At 67.7% G+C, this 24,562-nt stretch carries 20 protein-coding genes; 4 read left to right on the top strand and 16 right to left on the bottom strand.

Going from position 1 to position 24,562, the window contains the following annotated elements:
• Nucleotides 1-4 precede the first annotated feature (4 nt).
• From QSJ34_RS04395 to QSJ34_RS04360, 8 genes are all read right to left on the bottom strand, one after another.
• Complete coding sequence (locus QSJ34_RS04395; protein WP_285570834.1) at nt 5-862, bottom strand: DUF2911 domain-containing protein; 858 nt, start codon at nt 860-862, stop codon at nt 5-7.
• Nucleotides 855-2,783: a hypothetical protein gene (locus QSJ34_RS04390; protein ID WP_285570831.1), complete on the bottom strand. Its 1,929-nt coding sequence runs from the start codon at nt 2,781-2,783 to the stop codon at nt 855-857. Before QSJ34_RS04390 ends, QSJ34_RS04395 begins: the two co-directional genes overlap by 8 nt.
• A gap of 55 nt (nt 2,784-2,838) precedes the next feature.
• On the bottom strand, nt 2,839-3,342 hold the full coding sequence (locus QSJ34_RS04385; RefSeq protein WP_285570828.1) for a hypothetical protein: 504 nt from the start codon (nt 3,340-3,342) through the stop codon (nt 2,839-2,841).
• A 7-nt stretch (nt 3,343-3,349) separates the two neighbouring features.
• Complete coding sequence (locus QSJ34_RS04380) at nt 3,350-4,288, bottom strand: arginase family protein (RefSeq protein WP_285570826.1); 939 nt, start codon at nt 4,286-4,288, stop codon at nt 3,350-3,352.
• Nucleotides 4,278-4,958, bottom strand: coding sequence for a lysophospholipid acyltransferase family protein (locus tag QSJ34_RS04375; protein ID WP_285570824.1), 681 nt, complete (start codon nt 4,956-4,958; stop codon nt 4,278-4,280). Before QSJ34_RS04375 ends, QSJ34_RS04380 begins: the two co-directional genes overlap by 11 nt.
• Nucleotides 4,959-5,160: 202 nt before the next feature.
• On the bottom strand, nt 5,161-5,697 hold the full coding sequence (locus QSJ34_RS04370; RefSeq protein ID WP_285570821.1) for a GNAT family N-acetyltransferase: 537 nt from the start codon (nt 5,695-5,697) through the stop codon (nt 5,161-5,163).
• 188 nt (nt 5,698-5,885) lie between these two features.
• The gene (locus tag QSJ34_RS04365) at nt 5,886-6,881 is read right to left on the bottom strand and encodes an inorganic phosphate transporter (protein ID WP_285570819.1); all 996 of its coding nucleotides are present in this window, start codon (nt 6,879-6,881) and stop codon (nt 5,886-5,888) included.
• A gap of 8 nt (nt 6,882-6,889) precedes the next feature.
• The gene (locus tag QSJ34_RS04360; protein WP_285570816.1) at nt 6,890-7,537 is read right to left on the bottom strand and encodes a DUF47 domain-containing protein; all 648 of its coding nucleotides are present in this window, start codon (nt 7,535-7,537) and stop codon (nt 6,890-6,892) included.
• A gap of 152 nt (nt 7,538-7,689) precedes the next feature.
• Between QSJ34_RS04360 and QSJ34_RS04355 the strand changes: the two genes are divergently transcribed.
• Nucleotides 7,690-9,009 carry a sensor histidine kinase gene (locus QSJ34_RS04355; RefSeq protein ID WP_285570813.1) on the top strand — a complete coding sequence of 440 codons (1,320 nt, stop codon included), beginning with the start codon at nt 7,690-7,692 and terminating at the stop codon, nt 9,007-9,009.
• A 158-nt stretch (nt 9,010-9,167) separates the two neighbouring features.
• On the opposite strand, the gene QSJ34_RS04350 is transcribed toward QSJ34_RS04355, so the two are convergent.
• The 6 genes from QSJ34_RS04350 to QSJ34_RS04325 all read right to left on the bottom strand — a co-directional run bounded on the left by QSJ34_RS04350 (nt 9,168) and on the right by QSJ34_RS04325 (nt 16,301).
• Complete coding sequence (locus QSJ34_RS04350) at nt 9,168-9,872, bottom strand: response regulator transcription factor (RefSeq protein ID WP_285570812.1); 705 nt, start codon at nt 9,870-9,872, stop codon at nt 9,168-9,170.
• A gap of 17 nt (nt 9,873-9,889) precedes the next feature.
• Nucleotides 9,890-10,555, bottom strand: a complete 666-nt coding sequence (gene phoU, locus QSJ34_RS04345; RefSeq protein ID WP_285570809.1) for a phosphate signaling complex protein PhoU — start codon at nt 10,553-10,555, stop codon at nt 9,890-9,892.
• Nucleotides 10,555-11,301 (bottom strand): phosphate ABC transporter ATP-binding protein PstB, encoded by a 747-nt coding sequence (gene pstB / locus QSJ34_RS04340; RefSeq protein WP_285571581.1) that lies wholly within the window; start codon nt 11,299-11,301, stop codon nt 10,555-10,557. The genes phoU and pstB overlap by 1 nt, the downstream gene beginning before the upstream one ends.
• Nucleotides 11,302-11,462: 161 nt before the next feature.
• Complete coding sequence (pstA, locus tag QSJ34_RS04335) at nt 11,463-13,061, bottom strand: phosphate ABC transporter permease PstA (RefSeq protein WP_285570806.1); 1,599 nt, start codon at nt 13,059-13,061, stop codon at nt 11,463-11,465.
• Complete coding sequence (locus tag QSJ34_RS04330) at nt 13,061-15,241, bottom strand: ABC transporter permease subunit (protein WP_285570804.1); 2,181 nt, start codon at nt 15,239-15,241, stop codon at nt 13,061-13,063. The genes pstA and QSJ34_RS04330 overlap by 1 nt, the downstream gene beginning before the upstream one ends.
• 85 nt (nt 15,242-15,326) lie before the next feature.
• On the bottom strand, nt 15,327-16,301 hold the full coding sequence (locus QSJ34_RS04325; RefSeq protein ID WP_285570801.1) for a PstS family phosphate ABC transporter substrate-binding protein: 975 nt from the start codon (nt 16,299-16,301) through the stop codon (nt 15,327-15,329).
• A 326-nt stretch (nt 16,302-16,627) separates the two neighbouring features.
• Between QSJ34_RS04325 and QSJ34_RS04320 the strand changes: the two genes are divergently transcribed.
• Genes QSJ34_RS04320 through QSJ34_RS04310 form a run of 3 tightly spaced genes read left to right on the top strand, consistent with a single transcriptional unit; the run spans nt 16,628 to nt 22,007 of the window.
• Nucleotides 16,628-18,940, top strand: coding sequence for an Rne/Rng family ribonuclease (locus tag QSJ34_RS04320; RefSeq protein WP_285570799.1), 2,313 nt, complete (start codon nt 16,628-16,630; stop codon nt 18,938-18,940).
• Between the two features lie 6 nt (nt 18,941-18,946).
• Nucleotides 18,947-19,669, top strand: coding sequence for a ZIP family metal transporter (locus QSJ34_RS04315; RefSeq protein ID WP_285570797.1), 723 nt, complete (start codon nt 18,947-18,949; stop codon nt 19,667-19,669).
• A gap of 25 nt (nt 19,670-19,694) precedes the next feature.
• Nucleotides 19,695-22,007, top strand: coding sequence for an LPS-assembly protein LptD (locus tag QSJ34_RS04310; protein ID WP_285570793.1), 2,313 nt, complete (start codon nt 19,695-19,697; stop codon nt 22,005-22,007).
• On the opposite strand, the gene QSJ34_RS04305 is transcribed toward QSJ34_RS04310, so the two are convergent.
• A complete protein-coding gene (locus QSJ34_RS04305) occupies nt 21,991-23,370 on the bottom strand; it encodes a diguanylate cyclase (protein WP_285570790.1) in 1,380 nt (459 codons plus the stop codon). The genes QSJ34_RS04310 and QSJ34_RS04305 overlap by 17 nt on opposite strands.
• A gap of 45 nt (nt 23,371-23,415) precedes the next feature.
• Nucleotides 23,416-24,555, bottom strand: a complete 1,140-nt coding sequence (gene alr / locus QSJ34_RS04300; RefSeq protein ID WP_285570789.1) for an alanine racemase — start codon at nt 24,553-24,555, stop codon at nt 23,416-23,418.
• Nucleotides 24,556-24,562 lie beyond the last annotated feature (7 nt).

The following is a 24,562-nucleotide window of genomic DNA, read 5'->3' as shown; positions in this document are numbered from 1 at the left end:
CGGCCTACTTCGCGGCCTTCCAGGTCGCGAGTTCCTTCTCGAGGTTGGTGGTGTACTCCTTGGGCGCCTTGCCGCGGGACAGGTCGATGGCCTTCTGGAGTTGGTCGAGGGCCTCGGGCATGCGCTTGGCGTCCTTGTAGATCCGCGCGGCGGTTTCGTGGTTCCAGAAGCTCTCGCCGGCCTTCAGGCTCTTCTCGATCCAGGCGAGGGCCTTCTGGGGTTCGACGCCCTGCTCCTGGCAGTACTTGGCGGCCTGGTACCAGGGTGTCCAGTCCGTATCGGGCGCCTTCTTCAGCGTCTCTTCCAGCTGGGCCCAGTAGATCGCCTTGGTATCGAAGGCCACGGGGAAGCTGACGCGCAGCTTCTCCCAGCCCAGTTCGACGGTGGCGTTCGCGGTGTCCGTCGGCAGCACGCGGTACTCCAGGTATTCGAGGAAGGGCCCGGCCTGGGGCGTGACTTCCCAGCGCAGCAGGTCCTCCTCCTTCTTGTACTCGTAGGCGCCCCACTGCTTGGGCTTCTTGTTGAGGATCAGGGTCCAGGTCTTTTCGCCGGGGACGATGAACAGGCCGTAGGTTCCCGCGGGCACGTCGTGGCCGGCGACCTTCGCGGGGTGGCTGAGGGTGAGGGTGGTGGCGCTGTTTGCGCCCGCGCGCCACACCTCGCCGAAGGGCACCAGGCCGCCCCAGATCTTCCGACCCTTCACGGCGGGACGGGAGAAGGCGAGCTCAATCTTGCTGATGCCGATGTCCTGCGTCAGCGTGCTGGCGGGGCTCACGCGCAGCGGCGTCAGACGCACGGGAGCGGGCTTGTCCTGGGCGACCAGGGAAAGGGTGAGGAAGGCGGGGAGCAGCAGCCTACGCATGAGGGTCTCCGGAGTGAGGGGACTCGAGGGTATCACCGCTCTTCGGCGGCAGGAGAAAGCGTCCGGGTTGGCGGTTGAAGGCCTTGAGGATGCCGAGCCAGAGACGGCGGCGGTCGATGCCGCTGAGATCCCGCGCGCGCAGGGCCGTGGCCAGGGCCAGGGCGAAGGAGACGGCGAAGTTCAGGATGCCGATGAGCCCGATGCCCAGCAGGCCCCAGAGGACATCGCCCCAGGGCAGGGCACCCTGGATCCAAAGGCTGGCACAGGCCAGGGCCAGTGAGGCCGACTGCAGCGTGACGTGGCGCACTTCCAGGGGGATGCCCGCGAAGGCGAAGGCCATGGGCACGAAGATGAGCAGGCCGCCCAGGGCCCCGTAGCCGATGATTCCGGAGATGTGGTGATCCACGAATCGGCCCAGGGATTCGGCCCGGCGCGCGCCCACCAGGGCATGGATCCGATGGCTCTGGGCCAGGGCTTCGGGGAGTCGGCGGTAGGCGCTCCAGTTCGCGGCCCAGCCCGCGGCCAGGCTGGACAGCCACAGCAGCACGCCGGTGGCGGCCGCGAAGATGAGCGTGCTCGCGTGGAGGGGATGATTCGCGTGAAGGCCGTGGAGGGCGGTTTCCAGCCCCAGCGGTCCCCGCCCGCGGAGCCAGAACCATCCGGCGGCGATGACCAGGGCGACGGGGATGGCGGAGAACACGTTTCCGAGGGTGGTGATGACCTGGGTGCGCGTGATGGCTGCCACCAGTTCGATCTCGCGCGCCTGGCCGTCCTGCGATTCCAGGGCGCGGGCCAGGGCGGCGGCGGTCATGGCGGGTTGCTTGGAGGCCAGGCTGAAGCCCAGCAGCTGCATGAGGATGAAACTCGCAGCGTAGTTGAAGGAGAGCGACAGGCCCAGCAGCAGCGGGGCCAGGGGCAGGGCCGAGAGGCCGTACTTGAACAGGGCCGTGCCCGCCGTAAGCACGCCGCCACCCACGGCGGACCAGCCCATGGCGCGCCATTCGCGGCGATCCCGGGCGATGTAGTGCTCACCGGTTTCTCCCGTGTGCTCGACCACCTTCCGCGCCAGGCGCTTCACGCTGGTATTGAGCAGGCTGCGCAGGCCGTGCTGGGCCGCGCTGCCGCGCACCAGTTCGGCGGCGAAGGCCGCGCCATTCCCTTCGCCGGACGCGAAGGACAGCAGGCGGTCGATGCGCTGAAGCTGCGCCTCCAGCAGTTCGAGGCGAAACACGAGGTCGGTGGAGACGCCGCGGGCTTCGAGGTTGGCGTGGGCCCGCGCCAGCACGGCGGCACAGTCCGCGCGGCAGGCTTCCCAGGCGGCCTTCCACTGGTGATCCTGGGGCTGCTCGCCGCGTTTCCGGACCGCCCGCGACAGGTGGAAGAAGGGCGAATCCGCGTCACTCCCCTGGGGATCCAGCGCCAGGAGGTCCCGCGACAGGCCCACGGCGGCGGCGCGATGGGCCAGAAGCAGCGCCGCGTGCACCCAGATCTCCCGCGGCGGAGACAACAGGGCGCTGCACGCCACATGCAGGTCTTCCGGCAGGCGTTCGATCCAGGCCGCATCGGCTCCGTCGAGATCCAGGCGATCCAGCAGGGCGTAGAGATCCCCCTCCTGATCCAGGCGCGGGATGATGCGGTCCACGACCCGCAGGAAACCCTCTCCGAGCAGGGACGTGCGATCAGGCAGGCCCGTCTCGGCCAGCAGCCGGATGGCCGACGTGTGGTTCCACTCTTCGGAAAGGCTGGCGGTGAGTCCGCGTATTTCAAGGGCCTCGTGGAGGCGGCGCAGGCGGCTCGTGCGGCGGGCCTCGCCATCCACCGAATCCTCGGGGGAGGCCTCCAGCAGCCAGCGGAGCAGGGGCTCCAGCTTCGGCGCGTCACCGTTCAACAGCTCGTCCAGCCTGGGGTCGGGCAGGGGCATCGGGGCTCCGGGGGCCTTCAGAGTGCCACAGTCCTGGGGCCTCGGTGAGGCTGGGCTAGGAGGCCGCTCCGAAGCGCCGCGATGTGTTCTGCGCACGCTTCAGGAACTGCTCGACGGCGGCTGGGTCCACGGTGGCGGGCGTGCCGGACCAGCGCTGCGACGGCTTGAGCATGGTGAGCATGTCCTCGGGGCAGCCGACCTGTTCGTACAGGCGCTCCACGCTGCGCGCCAGCTGGGCGGTGGTGCTGTCCACGGCGAGGGCCTCGCGCAGAAGGGCTTCCCGCCAGCGGTCTTGCGACTGCGACCAGCGAGAGCTTCCGGGTCGGGGCGTCTTGCCCACGGCCTCGGCGCAGGCGGCCCAGAGGTGTGCCTCGAAGGTTTTCAGGGCCGAGCCTTCCAGTTCCCGCAGCCGCTGGACGGCCGCACCTGCGCCGGGCGCGGCGGACTGGATTTCGAGTGAGGTGAGGAATCCGAAATCGTAGCCGGTCACCAGGTCGTCCCAGCTCAGGGCGCCGATGTGGCGGAGGAAGGCTTCGATGGGGGAGTTGGCGGGTGTCATGGGTGCCTCAGGCGAGGAGGTGGAGGGCGAGGTGGACGGCCACGCGGGCGCTGGCTTCGGCGCCTTCGAGGGTGGGAGCCAGTTCCATGAGGTCGGCGCCCACCCAGGGCTCGGCCCACTGGCTGGCCGCGTGGATCAGGCGCAGGGCCTCGGCGAAGGTCAGGCCGCCGGGCACGGGCTCGGCGACGGCGGGCACGAGGATGGGATCGAGGGCGTCGAGGTCGAGGCTGACGTAGGCCGGTCCCCGGCCCACGGCCGCGAGGTCCTCGTTCAGCCGCAGGGCCATCAGGGGATCGCGCAGATCCGCGGGCGTCCACATGCGCACGCCTACGACGGACAGGAAGGCCAGCTCCTCGTCATCGAAGCGGGGGGCGCGAAGGCCCGCCTGCATCACGCGCTCGGGATCCACCAGATCCTCTTCGATGGCCTGGCGGAGCCAGGTGCCGTGATGGATGTCCGTGCCCCAGGCGGCGCCGTCGGCGGCGTCAGGGTGGGCATCCACGTGCAGCAGGCCCAGGGGCCCGTGCTGGCGGGCGTGGGCGCGCAGGGCGCCGAGGGTGAGCGAATGGTCGCCGCCGAGCATGAGGGTGCGGCAGCCGGTCATGGCCCAGGCCCCCACGGTGGCTTGCACGGTCTCCAGGGCGTCCCTCAGGGAGAAGGGCAGGGCCGGGATGTTGCCGCCGTCCAGCCAGCCCCGCGCCGCGGGGGCGCCGAACACGGGGCGGCCTTCACGGAGCCGCTCGGGCATGGGGTGGGAACCCAGGCCCATGGAGGCCGCGCGCATGGCCCAGGGGCCCAGACGCGCACCGGGACGGTTGATGACGCCCGCATCGCAGGGCGCGCCGAGCACGACGCCGGTGGCGGGGCGGGGATCGATGCAGAGGGGCAGCCCGAGGAAGGGCGTCAGGCCCGTGCGCAGACCCTGCATGAGGACATCAGCGGACATCAGAACTCCGGGGGGAAAGGGCCACCCTGAAGGCGGCGAGCCAGCCTTCGGCATCACGGAAATCCGAAGGGTGCAGCGGTTCTTCGGCGGTCACTGAGACCATGGTCCGCGTGGCGAGGAGGGTCTGGATGTGGGGCAGCAGGGTCTCGTCGCCGGTCCAGGGATAGTGGGGCGCGGGGCTGGCGACACGGAGCGGCTGGGCCGGGAGACCCAGCTCGAAGGCGAGCCGGAGGCCGCCCTCGTAGAAATCCGCCAGGCGCTCGCCGCGCGTGGTGGTGCCTTCGGGGAACAGCAGCATGTCGCGGCCCTGCTTCAGGGAGACCCGCAAACCCACCAGGGCCGCCGCGCGGCTGAGGGCATCCTCCCGGTCCACGAAGTGGATGCCGGATTTCTGGGCCCAGCGCCCGATGAGGGGATAGCCGGCGACTTCGCCCTTGGCGATGGTGCCCATGGGGCGGAGGCTCATCAGCACGAGGGGATCCACCCAACTCAGGTGGTTCGCCACCCAGAGCGGGAGGTCGGTGCGCGGGCGCCCCTGAACAGCCACGTCCACGCCCAGCGAGGGAAGCAGGCGCCGCGCCCACCGGTGCAATCCGGGTTGCGGCTCCGCTCCGGCGGCCAGGCGTGGCAGGAGGGCGAAGGTGGGCCAGAGGACGCCGGCCCAGCTCATGGGTGCACCGGCTGGGCAGGGGAACCATGAGCAAAATGGACAGCCGGTGCACCCCCATGGGGGCATGGCCCCCTCTGGCGCATGGGCACGGGAGCCGTGCCCATGCTGTCACCCCTTTGGGGGCACTGCCGTGCCCCCAAACCCCCGCCACGTGCGCCGCGGTCGGCGGACGAGGAGGGTTTGGCCGCTCGATGGCGACGCACTACGACACCAGTTTCAGGCGGGTGTAGCGGGCGCGGACGCGTTCGAGATCATCCCGGTTGATGGCCGACCAAAGGCGCGTGTCACCGGGCGCGTAGAAGTCCTGCACCTCCTCCACCACCCGCGCGCCGAGGGCGTTGTGGACGCTGCGGGCATCGGTGTTGCCGGGTTCGACGAGGAAGCGGCACTCCTCGACGTTCTCGTTGAGGAGCTTCGAGACCATGGCCCGGATGAGCAGGTAGTTCACCCGCCCCTTCTGGTACTCGGGGTGCACGGCCAGGGTGGCGCAGTAGACCGTGGTGCCCGCCACGAAGTTCAGCACGTAGCCCACGGGCCGCTCGCCATCGAAGGCGAGGAAGCACCAGTCGCGGTAGAGCTCGGTGCAGAGGCGCAGGTAGTGTGGGCAGAGTTCGCCCGTGCCGTCATCGGACCAGATTTCCGACTCCAGGCGCCGCAGGTGCGCGAAATCCGCGCTGCCGAGCGGGCGGACGGTGTAGCGGGCGCCTTCGGGGTGGGGGGTGAGCGTCTCGATCGTCATGGTCCTGCCTCCCTGGGTTCTGGATCCAGGATCGGCGGGACGGATGACGTCGGCGTGGCGGTGGTGCCAACTCTGCGCGAAAAGGGTGAAACCAAGCGGTGACGGGCATCCGCAGCGCAGGGATACCAAGTGTCGGTCGGCGGTGTGACGGTGTGATGTCCTCGCCGTCACATGTCGACGACTTTCGCTCAGAAGTAGGGCGTTACCAGCTTGAGGAATCCAGCGGCCAGGAGGGCACTGATGGGGATGGTCAAAACCCAGGCCACGAGGATATTTCCGGCCACGCCCCAGCGCACGGCGGAGACGTTCATGCTGGCCCCGACGCCCATGATGGCGCCCGAGATGACGTGGGTGGTGCTCACGGGGATGCCCAGGTGCGCCGTCGTGAAGAGCACGATGGCCGCGGAGGTCTCGGCCGCGAAGCCGTGGATGGGCTTCAGCTTCACGATCTTCGAGCCCATGGTCTTGATGATCTTCCAGCCGCCGGACATGGTGCCGAGGCCCATGGCCGTGGCGCAGGCGAGCTTCACCCAGACGGGCACGTCGACCTTCGCGCCGTGGGCTTCGAGCTTGCCGTAGGTGATGAGGGCCAGGGCGATGATGCCCATGGCCTTCTGCGCGTCATTGGTGCCGTGGGTGAAGGCCATGGCGCCCGCAGATACGAGCTGCAGCTTGCGGAAGGCGACGTTGACTCGGTGTCCTGCCACGCGGCGGCAGATCCAGAGCAGCAGGATGATGATGGCCATGGCGATGAAGAAGCCCACCACCGGAGACACCACGAGGAAGGTGGCCACTTCCTTCAGCTTGGTGGTGTGCAGGGCGCCCAGTCCCGCCTGCGCCACGACGGCGCCGGCGAGGCCGCCCACGAGGGCGTGGCTGGAGCTGGAGGGGATGCCGAACCACCAGGTGATGAGGTTCCAGACGATGGCCGCCAGCAGGGCGGCGACGATCACGGCGGGCACGACGAACTGGCTGTCGGCGATGCCCTTCGCGATGGTGGTGGCCACCTGGGTGCCCAGAAGGGCGCCGCCGAAATTCAGCACGGCGGCCATCAGGATGGCCTTGCGGGCCGAGAGCACACCCGTCGATACCACCGTGGCGATGGCATTGGCCGTGTCATGAAAGCCATTGATGTAGTCGAAGGCCAGGGCCAGCAGGACGATCATTACAAGCGCGAGGACCATGGGCGTCCTCAGGCGTTGCGCATGACGGTCGAACCCACGACCTTGGCGACGAGCTCGATCTTGTCCGTCGCGTCCTCGATCTGCTCGAGGAGTTCCTTCCACTTGATGAGCTCGATGGGATCCTTCGGATCTTCGAAGACCTGGGCCAGGGCCGCGTGGTAGATGGAATCGGCCTTGTTCTCGAGGGTGTGCACGCGCCGGATGCGGTCGCGGATTTCCTTCTGGTTGGACATGTTCCGCAGCGACCGGATGAGGTGGAGGATCTCCCCGGAGCCTTCGACGATGATCGAGCTGATCTCGGTGACGGCGGGCATCACGTGGCCGATCCGGTAGAGGATCAGGCGCTCGCAGACGGCGTGGATCTTGTCCACCACGTCATCGAGGGCATGGGCCAGGGCCATGATGTCTTCGCGCTCGATGGGCGTGACGAAGGTCTGGTTGAGGCGATCCATGATCTCGCGGGTGATGTCGTCGCCGATGTGCTCGAGATCCTTCATCTGCCGGCGCAGCTCGGCGAAGCGGACGGGATCGCCCGTGCGGATTTCGAGATCGAAGAGCTGGGCGGCCTGGTAGGCGTTTCCAGCCGCGGATTCCAGCAGGTCGAAGAAGACCATCTCCCGAGGTTTCAGCCAGCGCATCAAGGCATTCAAGGACATTGCGGTCTCCCACGATCAACCCTTTACTGTACCGGGTCGAGGGCCGTAACTGGAGCGTAAATTCGTCGGCCGAAGCTGGGAGATGGCCATCGGACGGTGTATGGTCGGTGTGCATGGACCAGACAGAACCCCAGCGTGACGACGGATCGGGAATGCCCGTCTTTCTGGGTCGTGCGCTGATCTGTCTGGTTTCGATGCTCTTCCTCGGTTTCGGCCTGGGCATGAGCGTGCATCAGGGGGTATCGCTGTGGTGGGTGGCGGGCCTGCTCGGCACCCTCGCCTTCGTGCTCGTGCTCATGGCCCGGTGGCAGGTGCGGGCCCTGGCGGAGCCCCGGGGCGCTCTGTCCAGCAGCCAGGGGGCCGTGGTGATCCAGGACCTTCCCCGCGCCTGGTCGGCGTTGCAAAGGGAAAATGCCGACCTGAAGGACAAGGCCGTCCGGGAGGACCGCCTGCTGCCCGGCATCATGGCGCGGCTGGAAGAAGGCGTGCTGCTCTTCGACGCCAGCGGAAGGCTGGAGCAGTTCAATCCGGCGGCCCAGCGCCATCTGGGCCTGGGGGCGCCTTTGGGCAAAGGCATGGTGGTGGCCGAGGTGTTCCGCGATCAGGAGGGCCCGGAGGCCGTCCAGAAGGCCTTCGGCGGCACGCCCTGCGAGTGGCGCCTCGCGCGGGCGGGCCGGACCCTGCGCGTGCGAGCCATCCCCTTCGCGCCCCTGGGATCGGTGAGCGGGGTGCTGCTCACGCTGGACGACGTCACGAGCCAGGAGGCCCTGGAGACCACCCGGCAGAAATTCATCTCCAATGTGAGCCATGAGCTGAAGACGCCGGTCACGGCCATCCGCATCGCCGCGGAGAACCTGCAGGAGGAGAACCTGGACGAGGCCTCGCGCGCCAGTGCGCGGTCGATCATGCGCTCCGTGGACCGGCTCACCCTGCTCCTTGGCGACCTGTCCGAGCTGAGCCGCATCGAAAGCGGCGCCCTGCACCTGGCCCCGGTCCGCCTGGATCTGCGCGCGTTTGTTGAATCCCTCGTGAAGGATCTCCAGCCCCGTGCGGAGGCCGCGGGCGTGGATCTGGCGCTGGACGTGCGGGCGCCTGAAGGCGCGTCAATCCTGGCCGACCCGCTCCGGCTTCATCAGGTGCTCGAGAACCTGGTGTCCAACGCCCTCAAGTTCAGCCCTGCCGACAGCCGCGTCGATCTGTCGGTCCAGCTCAGCAGCCAGGGGCAGATCTGGGAAGTGCGGGACCAGGGGCCAGGCATTCCCGAAGCCGAGCAAGGGCGCATCTTCGAACGCTTCTACCGGGCCAAGGCCTCCATGGCCAAACCGGGCACGGGCCTGGGCCTGGCCATCGTGAAGCACCTGTGCCGCCTGATGGGCGGCGAGGTTTCGGTGTCGAGCGTTCCTGGCGAAGGCGCCACCTTCCGCGTGATCCTGCCGCCCCAGGGGGAGTCCCAGGATTCGCCACGTCAATGATCTGGCTGTGGGCTGTCGCTGCCTTTACAAGGAATAAATGAAGCGGAGGTGAGCGGAGAAGCGGAGGGTAGCTGAGAAAAGCAAGATGCCTGCTTTAGTTCTCCGCTCTCCTCAGCACCTCCGTTTTCCTCCGCTTATGGCGTTTCATTTGGCCTTGTTCAGGACCCGGAAGGTCCACCCAAGCGGTATCCGACACCCACTACTGTCTCGATGAATTCGGCGGCCGTCTCGCCGATCTTGGCGCGCACGCGACGCACGTGGGCGTCGATGGTGCGGCTTTCGCCGAGGTATTCGAGGCCCCAGACCTGCTGCAGGATCTTCTCGCGGGTGAGCACGCGGCGCGGGTTGGCCAGGAAGTAGGCCAGCAGTTCGAATTCGCGGCGGGTGAGTTCGACGAGTTGTCCATCCACCCGCGCGGTGTGCATGTCGAGGTCGACGGCGATGGGGCCGAAGGTCAGCTGGGGCGTGCGTTCGCCGCCTTCGAAGGGCGTCGAGCGGCGGAGGATGGCGCGAAGGCGGGCGGCCAGTTCCCGTGCGGAAAAGGGCTTGGAGATGTAGTCGTCGGCGCCGAGTTCGAGACCCAGCACGCGATCGATCTCTTCGCTGCGTGCCGTCACCAGCAGCACGGGCAGGGCGCGTAGCGTCGCGTGGGTGCGGATGGCGCGCAGCACGTCCAGACCATCCATGTCCGGCAGGCTGAGGTCCAGCAGGGCGGCATCCAGCTTGGGGCCGCTGGCGTTGAGGGCCAGCAGGGCATCGCGCCCCGTGCCGACGGGGATGAGGCTGAAGCCCTCCCGCCGCAGGTGCTGTTCCAGGCCGAGCCGGATTTCGGTGTCGTCTTCGAGGAGGAGGATGCGCGGCATGGGGTCCTTTGATGGCTTCATTCTACGGAATCACCCTGAAGGTAGGGGTGTTTCGCGCTCCGACCCTCCAGGATGAAGAGGACTTCCTCGGCGATGTTCGTGGCCTGGTCGGCGATGCGCTCCCAGTTCTTGATGACGAGGATGAGGTGGCTGGCCCGCTCGATGGAGAGCGGGTCGGACATCATCCGGCGGAGCAGTTCCCGATAGATCTGGCCGTAGAGTTCATCGACCGAATCATCGGACTTGATCACGGTGCGGGCCAGTCCCGCGTCGCTGCCGATGAAGGCGTCCACGGCCATCCGCACCATGCCGCGAGTCTCCTGGCCCAGGCGCTCGAGCGAGCCGCTGGAGAGGATGGGTGGATGCACGTAGGTGGCGCGACGGGCGATGTTGCAGCAGTGGTCGCCGATGCGCTCCAGCTCCGGGACGATCTTGAGGCTGGAGGCGATGAGGCGCAGGTCGCCGGCGGCCGGCGAGCGCAGGGCCAGGAGATCGATGCAGAGGCGGTCGAGCTTCAGCTCCCACTCGTCGAGGCCGCGGTCCATGGCCATCACCTGCTCGGCCTTGGTTCGCGAACGTTCGGTCAGGGCCTGGATGGTGAGGTCGATCATCTCCTCGGCCAGACCGGCCATGGAGAGGAGGCCGTCCCGCAGGTCCCGCAGTTCCTGGTCGAATTGGCGCATCAGCCGAACCTCCCCGTGATGTAGTCCTCGGTCATGCGATGTCCGGGATTGGTGAACATCTTTTCCGTGAGCCCGGATTCGATGAGTTTACCCATCCAGAAGAAGGCCGTGTGGTCGCTGACGCGGGCCGCCTGCTGCATGTTGTGCGTGACGATGACGATGGTGAACTCGCGCTTCAATTCGAGGATGAGTTCTTCGACCCGCGCCGTGGCGATGGGGTCGAGGGCCGAACAGGGCTCGTCCATGAGGATCACCTCGGGCCGCACCGCCAGGGCCCGCGCGATGCACAGGCGCTGCTGCTGGCCGCCGGAGAGGCCCTGGGCCGAATCCTTGAGCCGGTCCTTCACCTCGTCCCAGAGGCCTGCGCCCTTGAGGCTGCGTTCCACGGCTTCTTCGAGCACCGTGCGGTCGCCCTGGCCCTGGATGCGCAACCCGTAGGCCACGTTCTCGAAGATGGACTTGGGAAAGGGGTTCGACTTCTGGAAGACCATGCCCGCCCGCTTGCGGAGGGCGATGACATCCGTTTCGGGTGCGTAGACATCGGTGTCACCCAGCAGCACGCGGCCCTGGATGCGGACGTTGTCGATGAGATCGTTCATGCGGTTCAGGCAGCGCAGCAGGGTGCTCTTGCCGCAGCCCGAGGGGCCGATGAAGGCCATGACGGAGTTGCGCGCCACCTGCAGATTGATGTCCGACAGAGCCTGCTTCTCGCCGTAGAAGAGGTTAAGCCGATCCACCCGCAGCATGGTGGGCGCGGACAACACGGAGGGATCCGTGAGGGGCAGGTCCGGCTGCGCGAAGCTCGCAGGGCGGAGCCCCGTGGCGGGAGGCGGCGCCTGCAGGAGCGCGGGCTCCGGCAGGGGGCGGGGGTCTTCGATTTCCATGTCGGTGACTCCGGGGTTCAACATCAGAAGGTGCTCCCTCCCAGGCGCTCGCGCAGCTTGCGGCGGAGGTTCAAGGCGAAGAGGTTCAGGACCACCACCACCAGCAGAAGGAGGAAGGAGGCCATGAAGACCATGGGTTTGGCCGCTTCGGAATTGGGGCTCTGGAACCCCACGTCGTAGATGTGGAAGCCGAGGTGCATGAACTTGCGGTCCAGGTGAAGGAAGGGGAAGGTGCTGTCCAGGGGCATGGCGGGCGCGAGTTTCACCACGCCCGTGAGCATGAGTGGCGCGACTTCGCCGGCGCCGCGGGCGATGGCGAGGATGAGGCCCGTGAGGATGCCCGGCGTGGCGCTGGGAAGCACCACCTTCCAGAGGGTCTGCCACTTGGTGGCGCCCATGGCGAGGCTGGCCTCCCGCTGGGAACGGGGCACGGCGCCGAGCGCCTCCTCCGTGGCCACGACGACCACGGGCACCGTCAGCAGTGCCAGGGTGAGCGAGGCCCAGAGGATGCCGCCGGTTCCGTAGGTGGGCGTGGGCAGGCTGTCAGCGAAGAAGAGCTTGTCGATGGTGCCGCCGAGGCCATAGACGAAGAACCCCAGGCCGAAGACGCCGAAGACGATGGAGGGCACCCCGGCCAGGTTGTTCACGGCCACGCGCACGGCCCGCACCAGCCAGCCCTGGCGCGCGTACTCGCGCAGGTAGAGCGCCGTGATCACGCCCAAGGGCACCACGAGCACGGACATGACCAGCACCATCATCACGGTGCCGAAGATGGCGGGGAAGATGCCGCCTTCGGTGTTGGATTCGCGGGGATCGTCGGCCACGAATTCCCAGAGCCGCGAGAGATAGACGCGGACCTTCCCGAAGGGGCCGAGGGCGTTGGCGGGGACGACGCGGACCACGCTGCCCAGGGGACATTCCTTGATCTGCCCGTCGGCGGTCTGCAGGCTGAGGGTCCAGGCCTTCGCCTCGGCCCGGCTTTGCTCGAGGCTGGTCTGCAACTGGTCGTAGGCGGACTGCAGGTCGGCGGTTTTCGCATCGAGGGCCTGCAACCCTGCGACATCTCCCTTCGCTTCCAGCTTGTGGCGGGACAGGCGCAGCTTCTCGATGCGGCGGTTTAGGTCGCCCACCTGACCCTTTTCGATGGTCTGGATGTGGTGGCGCAATCGCTCGGCTTCAGGCAGGTGCTTCAGCGCTTCTTGAAGGGCCGAGGTCCCCGTGGCCACCGTTTGTCCTTCGTGGCTCAGGGAGGCGACGCGCCCGATGAAGGGGCCGTATTCGAGGCGTTCGATGAGGACCGCCTCCTTCGGATACTCGGGCGTGGACAGCCCGGCGGCGGGGATCCACCTGAAGTCCTGGCCGAAGACATCGCGGTTGCCGACCCGGAACTGCAGCTTTTCCGTCTCCTCGCCGTGGGCGGGCTCGTGGCCCGTGATCTCGCCGAGCACCGGGCCTTCGGACGTCTGCACCTGGGCCAGGGGGCTGGGCCAGAAGTAGCCCATGCCCTTGGCGACGATGTAGCCCACGAGGCAAAGGATCATGGCGAGGCAGAAGGCCAGCAGGGTTCCGGAGAACCACACGAAAATCCCGCCTTGCCGGAAGCGTTCACCCAGGCGGCTCATCAGATGGACTCGTAGCGGCGGCGCAGGCGCTGGCGGACCAGCTCGGCGACGGTGTTGAGGATGAAGGTGAGCACGAAGAGCAGGAAGGCCGCGAGGAACAGCACGCGGTAGAGCGTCCCGTGCAGCGGCGCTTCGGGGATCTCCACGGCGATGTTGGCGCTGAGGGTGCGCATGCCGTTGAAGGGGCTCCAGTCCAGGATGGGCGTGTTGCCCGTGGCCATGAGCACGATCATGGTTTCGCCGATGGCCCGGCCCAGACCCACCATGGTGGCCGAGAAGATGCCGGGGCTGGCGGTGGGCAGCACGATGCGCCAGGCCGTCTGCCAGGGGCTGGCGCCGCAGGCGAGGCTGGCCGAGGTGAGCGATTTCGGCACGCTGGAAAGGGCGTCTTCGCTGATGGTGAAGATGATGGGGATGACGGCGAAACCCATGGCGAAGCCCACCACGAGGCTGTTGCGCTGATCGTAGGTGACACCCATGGCCGTCTGCAGCCAAGTGCGGTAGCTGCCCCCCATGGCCACGCGCTCGATCCAGGGCCCCGCGAAGTTGGTCAGGGCCACGGCCAGCAGCAGCACGGGGACCATCCACAGCACTTCCCGCCCAGTGCCGAAGGCATTGCGGAAGGGCAGGGGCAGGCGGCTCCAGAAGGGCGCGATGAGCAGGGCGAGGAGCAGCACGACGAAGGGATAGATGAAGACCTCGACGGCCATCCGCTCGAGGAGGGGGGCCATCACGAGGCCCGCCAGGAAACCGAGCACGACGGAGGGCAGAGCCGCCATGATTTCGATGGCGGGCTTGATGGTGTGCTTCAGGCGCGGCGTGGCGAACTGGGAGGTGTAGAGGGCGCCGAGCACCGCCAGCGGGAAGGCGAAGAGCATGGCGTAGAGGGTGCCTTTGAGGGTGCCGAAGACGAGGGGCACCAGGCTGAACTTGGGTTCGAAATCATCGGTGCCGCCGGTGCTCTGCCACACGTACTCGGGCTTTTCGTAGCCTTCGTAGTGGGTCTTGCCCCACAGCAGGCCGAAGCTGACTTCCGGGTGCGGCGCGTCGAGGGACCACAGGCGCAGCGCCCCGGTACCCTCGTTCGCGTGGAGGATGAGGTCGCCCCGCGGCGCCAGGGTCGCCACGCCCAGGCCTTCGATCGGCGCGGAGAACATGCGGCGCTCCGTGGTCAGGTGATCCACCACGGCTTCGGAGGGTGTCCAGGCGAGGAAGCGCTTGTCCCGCAGGCTGGCCTGGAATCCGAGCACGGGGCCGCCGAGCCTGGGAAAGGCGTGGAAGGCCTGGAGCGTGAACACCTCGTTCACGCGCACGCGCTGGTAGGCCGCGAGCTTGCCGCGGGCGCCGCCGACGAGAAGGCTGGATTGTCCCAGGGCAAAGCCCAGGGATTGGATGGGCTCGCCGAATTCGGCGGTCGATTGCACCTGACCGGTCTCGGGGTCGAGGTCCAGCAGGCGGCCCTCCTGGGTGCCGACGAAGAGACGCTGGCCGTCCGAACTCCAGGCAGCGGCGCTGGCGTGCAGGGAAGGATCGAGCTGGATGGGTTTCCAGGCGAGCGTCGCCGAAGGTTCGAGGGCAGTCTCGGACCATACGAGCCCTCCGGCCGTGCGAGCCACGACGCGCAGCGAAGATCCGCCGCCCAGGCCGCCGGCTTCCATGAGCCGGAAGTGGAAGATGGCATCAGGCACGGATGACAGCTTCACCCCGCCCTGCCAGTGCGGTTCGAGAACCCAGCGGGCGGGATCGTTCTCCCCGGCGGGCTTGGACCAGGCCAGCTGGGCCAGTGAGAGACGATCATCTCCGCCGATGACGAGGCAGTCGCCGCGGGGACCGGGTGGGGTGGCCAGGCGCCAGGGCAGGGGTGGGCCATCGCTGCTCAGGCTGGGCAGGGTCAGCGAGGTGCCTTCGGGTACCCGCATGGCCTTCAGGCCTTCTTTTCGCGATAGAAGAACGACGGCCTTCCCCGATTCATCCAGCCAGGCGCCGCCGGAACGCGGGGCCTGCAGGGTCCCCATCGAACGGGACTGGGGCGGCACGAAGAGCGGGACGGACTCCTTCATGATGAACAGGAGCATGGCCAGCACGGCACCGATGATCAGAAGGCCCCCGCCCGAAATGAGGAAGGCCATGAACCGGTCCATGCGCTGGGCGCGGGCCTGATTGGAAGGAAGGCTGGGCATGTCGTCTCGTCGGTGAGGGGAGCAGGCTTTTGACCAACAAAGGGGCGTGCCGGGATTCCCCCTGGCACGCCCCTGTCGAATGCGGCTACTTCAGCTTCGCGATCTCTTCGGCTTCCATCTTGGCGGTGAGGGGCAGGAAGCCGTCCTTGACGACGATCTCCTGGCCTTCCTTGCTCAGCACGAACTTGAGGAACTCGCGGGTGAGGGGATCGATGGGCTTCTTGGGATCCTTGTTGATGTAGATGTAGAGGTAGCGGGACAGGGGGTATTTGCCGCTGAGGGCGTTGGCATAGGTGGCCTCGAACACGGCGCCGCCGTTCTTGTTGGCGTCGGAGAGGGGGACGGCCCGGACGCCGGAGGTGGCGTAGCCGATGCCGCTGTAGCCGATGGCCCAACGGTCGGAACCCACGCTCTGCACCACGGAGGAGGAACCGGGCTGCTCCTTCACGGAATCCTTGTAGTCACCCTTGAAGAGCGCGTGCTCCTTGAAGTAGCCGTAGGTGCCGCTGGCGCTGTTGCGGCCATAGAGGCTGATGGGCCGGTTGGCCGCATCACCGGTCAGGCCCAGGTCGCCCCAGGTCTTGACTTCCTTGGCGTAGCCGCCCTTGCGGCCCTTGGAGAAGATGGCGTCCACCTGCTGCATGCTCAGCGACTTGACGGGGTTGTTCTTGTTCACGAACACGGCCAGGGTGTCGATGGCGACGGCCACTTTGGTGGGCTTGTAGCCGAACTTCTTCTCGAACTTGTCGCTCTCCTCGCTCTTCATCTCCCGGCTCATGGGACCGAGCTGGCTGGTGCTTTCGATGAGGGCCGGGGGCGCGGTGGTGGAACCCTTGCCTTCCACCTGGATCTTCACGTTGGGGTATTTCTTGTTGAAGCCCTCGACCCAGTAGGCCATCAGGTTGTTCAGGGTGTCGGAGCCGATGGAGTTCAGGTTTCCGCTGATGCCGGAAACTTTCTTGTAGGTGGAGACCTTGGGGTCCACCTTGACGGTCTGGGCGGAAGCGGACAGCCCCACCAGGGTGGCCAGCAGGGTCTGAGCCAGGGTTCGGATCCTCATGGATGCCTCCTTCATGGCTCTGATCCTGGGGCCGCGGGGTGAACCCCCTTGTGACACGCTGTGACATCGCTGTAACTTCGCCCCGGATCAAGCTTGCCCTGGCGGAAATAAGTGGGTTTAATGCTTGTAGATCCTGCGGGTCGATCGAGGCACCGCCCGTTCCCGGGGATCGCGACCATCCCGATTTTTTCCCTCCGGGTGGCCGAAGTCAGGGCAGGGCCCCCTTCGGTTTCCCCATCTCCCATCCCAGACATCCAACCCCAGGGCCGCCGAGCCTGCCGGGCGTAAGCCGCAGCCAGGATCCCCGGGCCCCATGAGGAGCCTCCTTGAGCCCCAAGAAAACAATGATGATCAATGCCACGGATCCGGAAGAGATCCGGGTGGCCACCCTGGTCGACGGTCTGCTGTTCGACTACGACGTGGAGTTCCTGCACAACGAGAAGATCAAGGGCAACCTCTACAAGGCCAAGGTGGTCCGGGTGGACACCAGTCTACAGGCGGCCTTCGTCCACTTCGGGGGCCAGAAGAACGGCTTCCTCCCCCTGGGCGAACTGCCCCGCGACATGAGCGGCGACGGCCGACGCGGACGCATCCAGGACATCCTCCAGCGCGACCAGGAGATCCTCGTCCAGGCCGTGCGCGAAGAACTCGGCAGCAAGGGCGCCATGATGACCGGGCAGGTGAGCCTGGCGGGCCGCTACCTGGTGATCACGCCGGGCAACCCCGTGAACGGCATCAGCCGCAAGATCGAGGCCACCGAGGAGCGCCGCCACTTCAAGCAGCTCATCGACACCCTCGACATCCCCGAGGACATCGGCGTCATCGTGCGCACCGCCAGCCTGGGCGTGACCAAGGAGGACTTCCAGCGCGATCTGGAATACCTGCTGGACACCTACAAGGAAGTGCTGAACCGCTACAAGCACCGGCACGGCGTGGGCCTCGTGTGGCAGGAGGATGACGTCGTCACCCGTACCCTGCGCGACACCTTCAGCGCCGATGTGGAGGAAGTGCAGATCGACGATCTGGACACCTTCCACGCCGCCCAGTCCTTCTTCAAGCGCACCATGCCCCAGCACCTCGACGTGCTGAAGCACTATTCCGGCAAGAAGCCCCTGTTCTCGCGGCATCAGCTGGAAGAGCAGATCGACCGCGTCTACGGGCGCAAGGTCTCCCTGCCCAGCGGCGGCGCCCTGGTGCTGGATCAGACCGAGGCCCTGGTGGCCATCGACGTGAACAGCGGCAAGACCTCCGGCGACGGCGTGGAGGACATGGCCTTCAAGACCAACATGGAAGCCGCGGAAGAAGTCGCCCGCCAGCTGCGCCTGCGCGACCTCGCGGGTCTGGTCGTCATCGACTTCATCGACATGAAGCGCGAATCCCACATCCGCGCCGTGCAGGACCGCCTGGTGGACTGCCTCAAGGCCGACAAGGCCCGCATGGAGGTGGGGAAGATCAACCGCTTCGGCGTGCTGGTCATGACCCGTCAGCGCATCCGACCCAGCCTGCAGCACGTGAATCATGAGTCCTGCCCCACCTGTGCGGGCACCGGCAAGGTGAAGACCATCGAGGCCATGACGCTGTCCGTGGTGCGCAAGCTGCACGGCATCCTGGCCAAGGGCGGCATCGGCGAGATCCGCGTGAAGCTGGCCCCGGCCATTGCCGCCGCGGTGCTCAACGAGAAGCGCAGCGACCTGGTCCGCATGGAGGAGGAGAGCGACGCGAAGATCCTCATCCAGGCCGACTGGTCCATGAGCTACGGCGAGATGTCCGCCGAGATCGAAAGGGCCGAGGAGGCGCCGGCCGAAAAGCCCGCACCCAAGCCCCACCGCGAAAAGGCCCCGGAAGACGAGACCGTGGTGCTGGGTGGGGACAGCCCCATCTCCTTCGACAAGGCCCTGGGCGTTCACGGCGAAGGTCCCAAGGAGGCCAAGAAGGAAGCCTTCAAATACGATCGCCGCGACCTGCAGCGGGCCGCCCTCGATGAGCGGGAGCGCCTGCGCGCCCTCTTCGAAAGCGCCAAGCCCGAGGATGACGAAATCGAGGAAGGTGGCGAGGAGGCCGGCGACGAGCCCAAGGGCGATGGCGCCAAGCGCAAGCGCCGCCGCCGCCGCCGCAAGGGTGGTTCGGACCGCGGAACCGAGGCCGCGACCCAGGGCGCGCCGTCCGAAGAACGTTCCGCTGAAGGGCGCCATACGGAGCCTCGCCAGGCTGAATCGCGCCATGCTGAGGCGCGTCAGGCTGCGCCCAGGCCCGCGGCGGAAGCCCAGCCCGAGCCGCCCAAGGTCACGGCGGATCTGGTGGCCAGCCTGCTGACGCCCAGCCCCCGTCCCAAGTTTGGACAGTCACCCGCCGCGCCGGCCCCAGTGGCCGAAGAGGCATCCAAGCCCAAGCGCACCCCACGGGCCAAGGTGTCCTCCACCGTGGAGACCGCCGCGGCGCCGGTAGTCGAAGCGCCGAAGGCCGCGCCCGTCCCCGAGCCCGAGGCGCCGGCGAAGAAGAAGGCCGCTCCCAAGGCCAAGGCCGTCAAGGAGGCCAAGGAACCCAAGGCCCCCGCCAAGAAGGCGAAGGCCGAGCCCGTCGCGGAAGAGGCCGCGCCCAAACGCAAGGTGGGCCGACCGAAGAAGGTCAAGGCCGAGTAGTCGGGGATGTCCCTCTACTGGCTGGCACCGCTCGCCTCCCTGGCCACCCTCCTGGGTGGCTGGGGCGTGGTGCGCTTCCTTCAGGGCCGGGCCCAGTTCATGCGCCTGCTTTCGGGCGTCGCGGCGGGCTACCTGCTCTCCGTCACCCTCGTGCGCATCATCCCCGAATGCCTGGAAGCCAAGGGCGGGGAGATCAACGCGCTGTGGGTGCTCGGGGGCTACCTGCTGGTGCACGTGATGGAGCACGGCATCACGCTGCACTTCCACTACGGTGAGGAAACCCATACCGATGGCTCGCCGCTCAGCGGCGTCCTCGCGCTGGTGGGGCTTTCCCTGCACAGCCTGATGGATGGCGTGGCCATCGCCGCGGCCCTGGCCACCCACAGCAACCTCGGTCCCCTGGTGCTGCTGGGCATCCTCTTCCACCGCATCCCCGAAGGCGGCACCATCGCCTCGATCTTCCTCGTGCGCGGCTTCGGCAAGCGCGGAGCGCTGATGGCCGCGGGAACGCTGGCCCTGGCGGCGCTCCTGGGCTCGGCCGGTCAGTCGCTGCTGAACCTTCCCACGGGGCCGGTGCTGGGCCTGACGGCGGGACTGACGCTCTATGTGGCCAGCTCCGACCTGCTGCCCGAAGTCCAGAAAGTCTCGGGCCTTCGCAGCACGATCGCTCTGCTGTCGGGGGTGGGGATCTTCCTCGTCAGCGCGCGGCTGCTGCCGCATCACCACTGAGCTCCGCATGCGCCGGAGCCGGTTCTTGAACCGCAGTTGGATGCTGGGGGCCGTGTCGGCCCTACTCGTGGCGCAGGAACTCCCGCCGGCGCCCGCATTGCAGCCCCTCGACGCTCCGACTCCCGCGGAGCTGCTTCCGCTCCGCCCCTTCCAGATCGAACGAGGGCCGGGGAATTCGCGGGTGCCCTTTGCCTACCGCGGCGAGGGCGTCAAGGAGGATGGTGATCTCTGGGTCCTGGAGCAGGGCGCCATCCAGGCCGAGGGCCTGCTGCTCCTGGCGGATCGCATCGAGTACCGGATCAGCGAAGGCCGGCTCAGCGCCACGGGCCACATCCGTCTCGAGGGGCCGGATCTGCGCCTGCGCTGCGAGCGGCTTCAGATGGATTGGAAGATGCGGTCGGGCGAGGCCTGGGCCCTGCAGATGGACTTGCCGCCCACCTGGACGCTGCGCTCGGCCCACGTGGCCTTCACGACCCTGCGCACCTGGGCCTTTGATGACGTGGAACTGAGCCCCTGTCCCGAGGAGAACCCGGGCTGGAAGGCGAAGGTCTCCACCTTCAAGGTGGACCTCGACGGCTTCGCGACGATGTGGAACGCCCGCATCCAGTTGGGCCTGATTCCGCTGATCTACTACCTTCCCTACGCGGTCTACCCCGCCCGGGCGGAGCGCACTTCGGGCTTGCTGCCGCCCCGGCTCGGCATGTCCAGCGCCTTCGGCACGACGGTGGGGCTTTCCTACTACCAGGTACTCGGCGATTCGGTGGACGCGACCTTCTCGCCGGACTACTTCACCAAGGAAGGCACGCTCTGGGGGGGCGACGTGCGTTGGCACCCCGACCTGACCCACGAGGGAAGCGCCTCGGGGGAGACCATCCAGCAGCGGACGTTGAACGAGCGCCGGTACCGGTACAGCCTGAAGGAGGTCTGGCAGCGGGAGGACGGCTGGCAGCTCACGGCGGACATCAACCAGGCTTCGGACAACCTCGTCGATGCGGATTTCGGGAAAGGCATCGCCAATCTCGGCACCACAAGCTTCGATTCGGCCCTCTACCTCGGCCGCAATTTCACCTTCGGCAGCCTCAGCCTGTCCGCCGCGGAGCAGCGCAGCTTCTTCTTCACGAGCAATCAGGGCGACCCCTTCTACAGCCCGGATTTCCTCGATTCCCTCCGGCGCCAGACCCTGCCCCAGGCGGAGTTCCGCTTTTTCCCGGTGGCCTTGTTCGGGCCGCTCTACCTGGATGGCGGCCTCCGGCTGGGCCGCTTCGCCTACCGCATCGAAAGCGAGAACAACCCGGCGCTGGATCACACCTACGCGTGGAACCGCGAGGATGCCAACACGCGCCTGCACGGGCGCCTGGGGCAGTGGGGCCCCTTCCGGGCGGATTTCGAACTCATGGGAAGGGCCACCCACTACAGTTCCAGCCTCCGCGCCCCGATCTTCGATCCGAATGGCGGCGCGAACGATACGGTGGTGAACCTGAAGGACCCGACGGTCAGCCCCTTCCAGGTGGATGGGAACGCCTCCTCCCGCTACCTCATCTCCAGCCACTTGCGGTTCTCAGGCCCCCAGGTGGGGCGCAGCTTCAAGGAGGTGTCGCTCCTCGGCTACACCGGCGAACTCAAGCACGTGGTGGAGCCCTTCTTCGGGTTCACCGAAACGAGCCGCTATGGCGAGGATGGCATGCTCCCCCGCTTCGATGCGGTGGACGCGTTCCCGGGGGTCAACGAAAGCGCCTCCGGTGAGCGCAGTTTCGAGGTGGGTTTCAAGCAGCACCTTCTGGGCCGCCCCGGCTCAGGCACCGGCTTCGCGGATCTGGCCCGCCTGCAGATCTCCACGCGGTACCACGCCTCGCCCATCATCCTCAGCGACGGCCGCTACAAGCAGGGCTGGTCCTCGGTCGACACGGACCTGGACGTGGAGCCCGATGACCGCTGGCGCATCAACCTGCGCCGTTCTTCGGAGATCGGGGCCGGAGGCTCGGACGACGCGCTCAGCCTGGACGTGAAGGCCAAGGATGGGGGCCACTTCAACCTGGCCTATTTCTCCACGGGTTTGAACCGCTTCCTCCTGCCCCAGAAGGGATTGCAGTTCGGCGGCCTCCATCGCATCTGGGATGACCGGCTGCGGCTGGAATTCACGGCCAACTACGACTTCAGGTCCCGGGGCTTCGCCTCCAGCCAGGTGGCCCTGGCCTTCGTGCAGCCCTGCGTGGCCTACGTGCTGAAGTACACGCACGTGGCCCTGAACACGACGCTGGTGTCCGGGGGCCGGGAGGATCGCGTGGACCTCTCGCTCAACCTGCGCGGACTCGGGGACCTCTTCAGTTTCCGGCACTAAGGGCGCGCGGCGGATACTCGCCTTCATTGGCCACCACCACGCGGTTGCGGCCCAGGCTCTTGGCCTGGTAGAGCGCCTTGTCCACCTGGGCCATCAGGGCGGCGAGGGTGGGCGCGCCGGGGCCGCCCACGCCGAAGCTCATGGTCGGGAAGATGGCCTGGCCTCCGGGCAGGACGACCGGATCCTCGTCGATGCAGCGGCGGAGCTTGTTCGCCACCTCGGCGCCGCCCCGCACGCTGGTTTCCGTCAGCAGCACGGCGAATTCCTCGCCGCCGATGCGGAAGGCGAGGTCGGATTTGCGCAAGGCCGAACGGATCCGGCTGGCCATCAGGCGCAGGACCTCGTCTCCGACCGGATGGCCGAAGCGGTCGTTGATGAGCTTGAAGTGGTCCACGTCGCCGAGCAGCAGCACGAAGGCCCGGCGATGGCGCTCCCACTGGCGCACGGCATGATCCAGGTTCTGGTCGAAGGCGCGGCGGTTGAGGAGTTCGGTCAGCGGATCCGTGAGCACTTCGTTGCGCAGCGCCGCCGCCTCGATTTCCAGCATGCTCCGGCGCTCCCGGAGGTCGTGGATGGCGGATTCGTACTCGGTCTGGATCCGCTTGGCATGCATCCACTCGATGGCGCGCTTGCAGGCGTGGATCAGACGCGGCGCGGGCAGGGGCAGGGGCACCCAGTCGGAGATGCCCGCGAGGAGCAGCTTGCGCTGGGCGGCCTCGTCCTTCACCTGGCCGACGAGGATGGTGTAGGGCAGGGCGCTCTGCTCGCGCAGCTGGGCCAGCATGGCCAGGGCGCCCTCCACGCCGCCGGCGGACAGGCCGAGCAGCAGCACGGGCGCCTTCAGGGCGCGCTGGGCCTCCACGGCGTTGCGCGTGGGGGGTGAATGCACCTCCATGCCGTAGTGCTGAAGCATCTCCCGGGCCCGCTGGGTGAGCCCCGTCTGCAGGCCCACGGCGAGGATGGGCAGGCGCTGGCCCGTCTCGCGGGGGGCGCTGCCGGCCATGACCGGGCCGAGGTGGTTGAGCAGCTGCTGGATGTTGTATTCGGCGGGGATGAACCCGTCCCCGTCGACGTCCTGGAGGGCCCGCAGATCCGGCTCGGACGGGGGGTGCTCGAGGATGAGGAAGATGGGAAGGTTCCGGAACAGCACCCGGGCCTCGCCGCGCAGCAGGCGGCAGAGGCGGTAGCCGTCCATGGGATCGCCCTCGGCATCCACCAGGAGCACCTGGGCCTCCCCCCAGCCGTCCTGGGCCAGGGCCTCCAGGGGATCGCCAGCCTGGAAGATGCGATGGCCCGCCCCCTCGAACGCCATCTTGAGGCGCTCAACGAGGTCGTCATGTCGGGTAATGACCAGCAGGTTCATGGGGAGAGACCGAGTGTCCCCAATGGTAGTTCGAATATCGGCGCTTCAGGGAAAATATCGGCGTGTGATCCGTCGATGAAGGCCGCAGGTCAGTTCGTAGGGGATGGTCCCGAGGGCCTGGGCCAGGCGCTCCACGCTGTGGGGGGCCGAGGGGTCGGCACTGAAGAGGGTCATGGGGACTCCCGGCGCGATGGGCACGTCCAGGGGCAGGGCGATGGTCAGGTAGTCCATGGATACGCGCCCCACCACCGGGAAGGTGCGGCCTTCAAGCCCGGCCACGCCCCGGTTCCCCAGGTCGCGGCGGTAGCCGTCCGCGTAGCCGCAGGCCAGGGTGGCTATCTGCATGGGCTGGGGTGCCACGAAGGTGCGGCCGTAGCCCACGGTCGTGCCGGCGGGCACGTGCTTCACTCGGGCCACTTCGGCCACCAGGGCTAGCGCCGGCTCCAGCCCGAGGGCGCGGCCTTCGGGGAGCGTGGTGAGGCCGAAGAGGGCCAGGCCCGGGCGGACGTGGGTATCCCGGTCCACCAGGTGGCGCAGGCAGGCGTCGCTGTTCCCGTGGTGGCGCTGGGCCGGGTGGATACCCGCGTCCGCCAGCTGGGACAGGCAGGCGTCGAAGACGTGCCGCTGGCGCAGGGCGAAACCCTGGTCGGGATCGTCGGCGGTGGCGAAATGGCCCATCACGCCTTCGATCCAGGGGGCCAGTCGGCGCAGGTCGCCCAGGCAGTCGCCGAGTTCGCTGGGCAGCAGCCCGAAACGGCCCATGCCCGTATCCAGCTTCAGATGCAACCGGACGGGATGGGCGGGGAGGCTCTGGGCGTACTCGGCCAGGTGTTCGGGCCCGACGACGGCGATGGTGAGCCCTTCGGCGCTGGCGGCGGGCAGGGCTTCGGGCCGCAACCCGCCGAGCACGAGGATGGGGCACTCGATGCCACCCTGACGCAGCTCCAGGCCTTCCTCAAGACTGGAGACGGCCAGCCCGTGCGCGCCCGCGCTGGCTAAGGCCCGTCCCACGGGCACGGCGCCGTGGCCATAGGCGTTGGCTTTCACGACACCCCAGACCTCGCGTCCCCCGGAAGCGGCCCGGATGCGGTCCAGGTTCCGCGCGATGCGGCCCAGATCCACTTCCGCCCGGAGGGCCCGGCCCTCGGGATGCCGCTTCAGGGGTTCGAGGTGCTGCTCATTCACCTCGCGG

The sequence above is a fragment of the Geothrix limicola genome, assembly GCF_030268085.1.
GTDB lineage: Bacteria > Acidobacteriota > Holophagae > Holophagales > Holophagaceae > Geothrix > Geothrix limicola.
The sequence above is the reverse complement of the archived record's forward strand: the minus strand, read 5'-3'. Positions and strand labels throughout refer to the sequence as shown.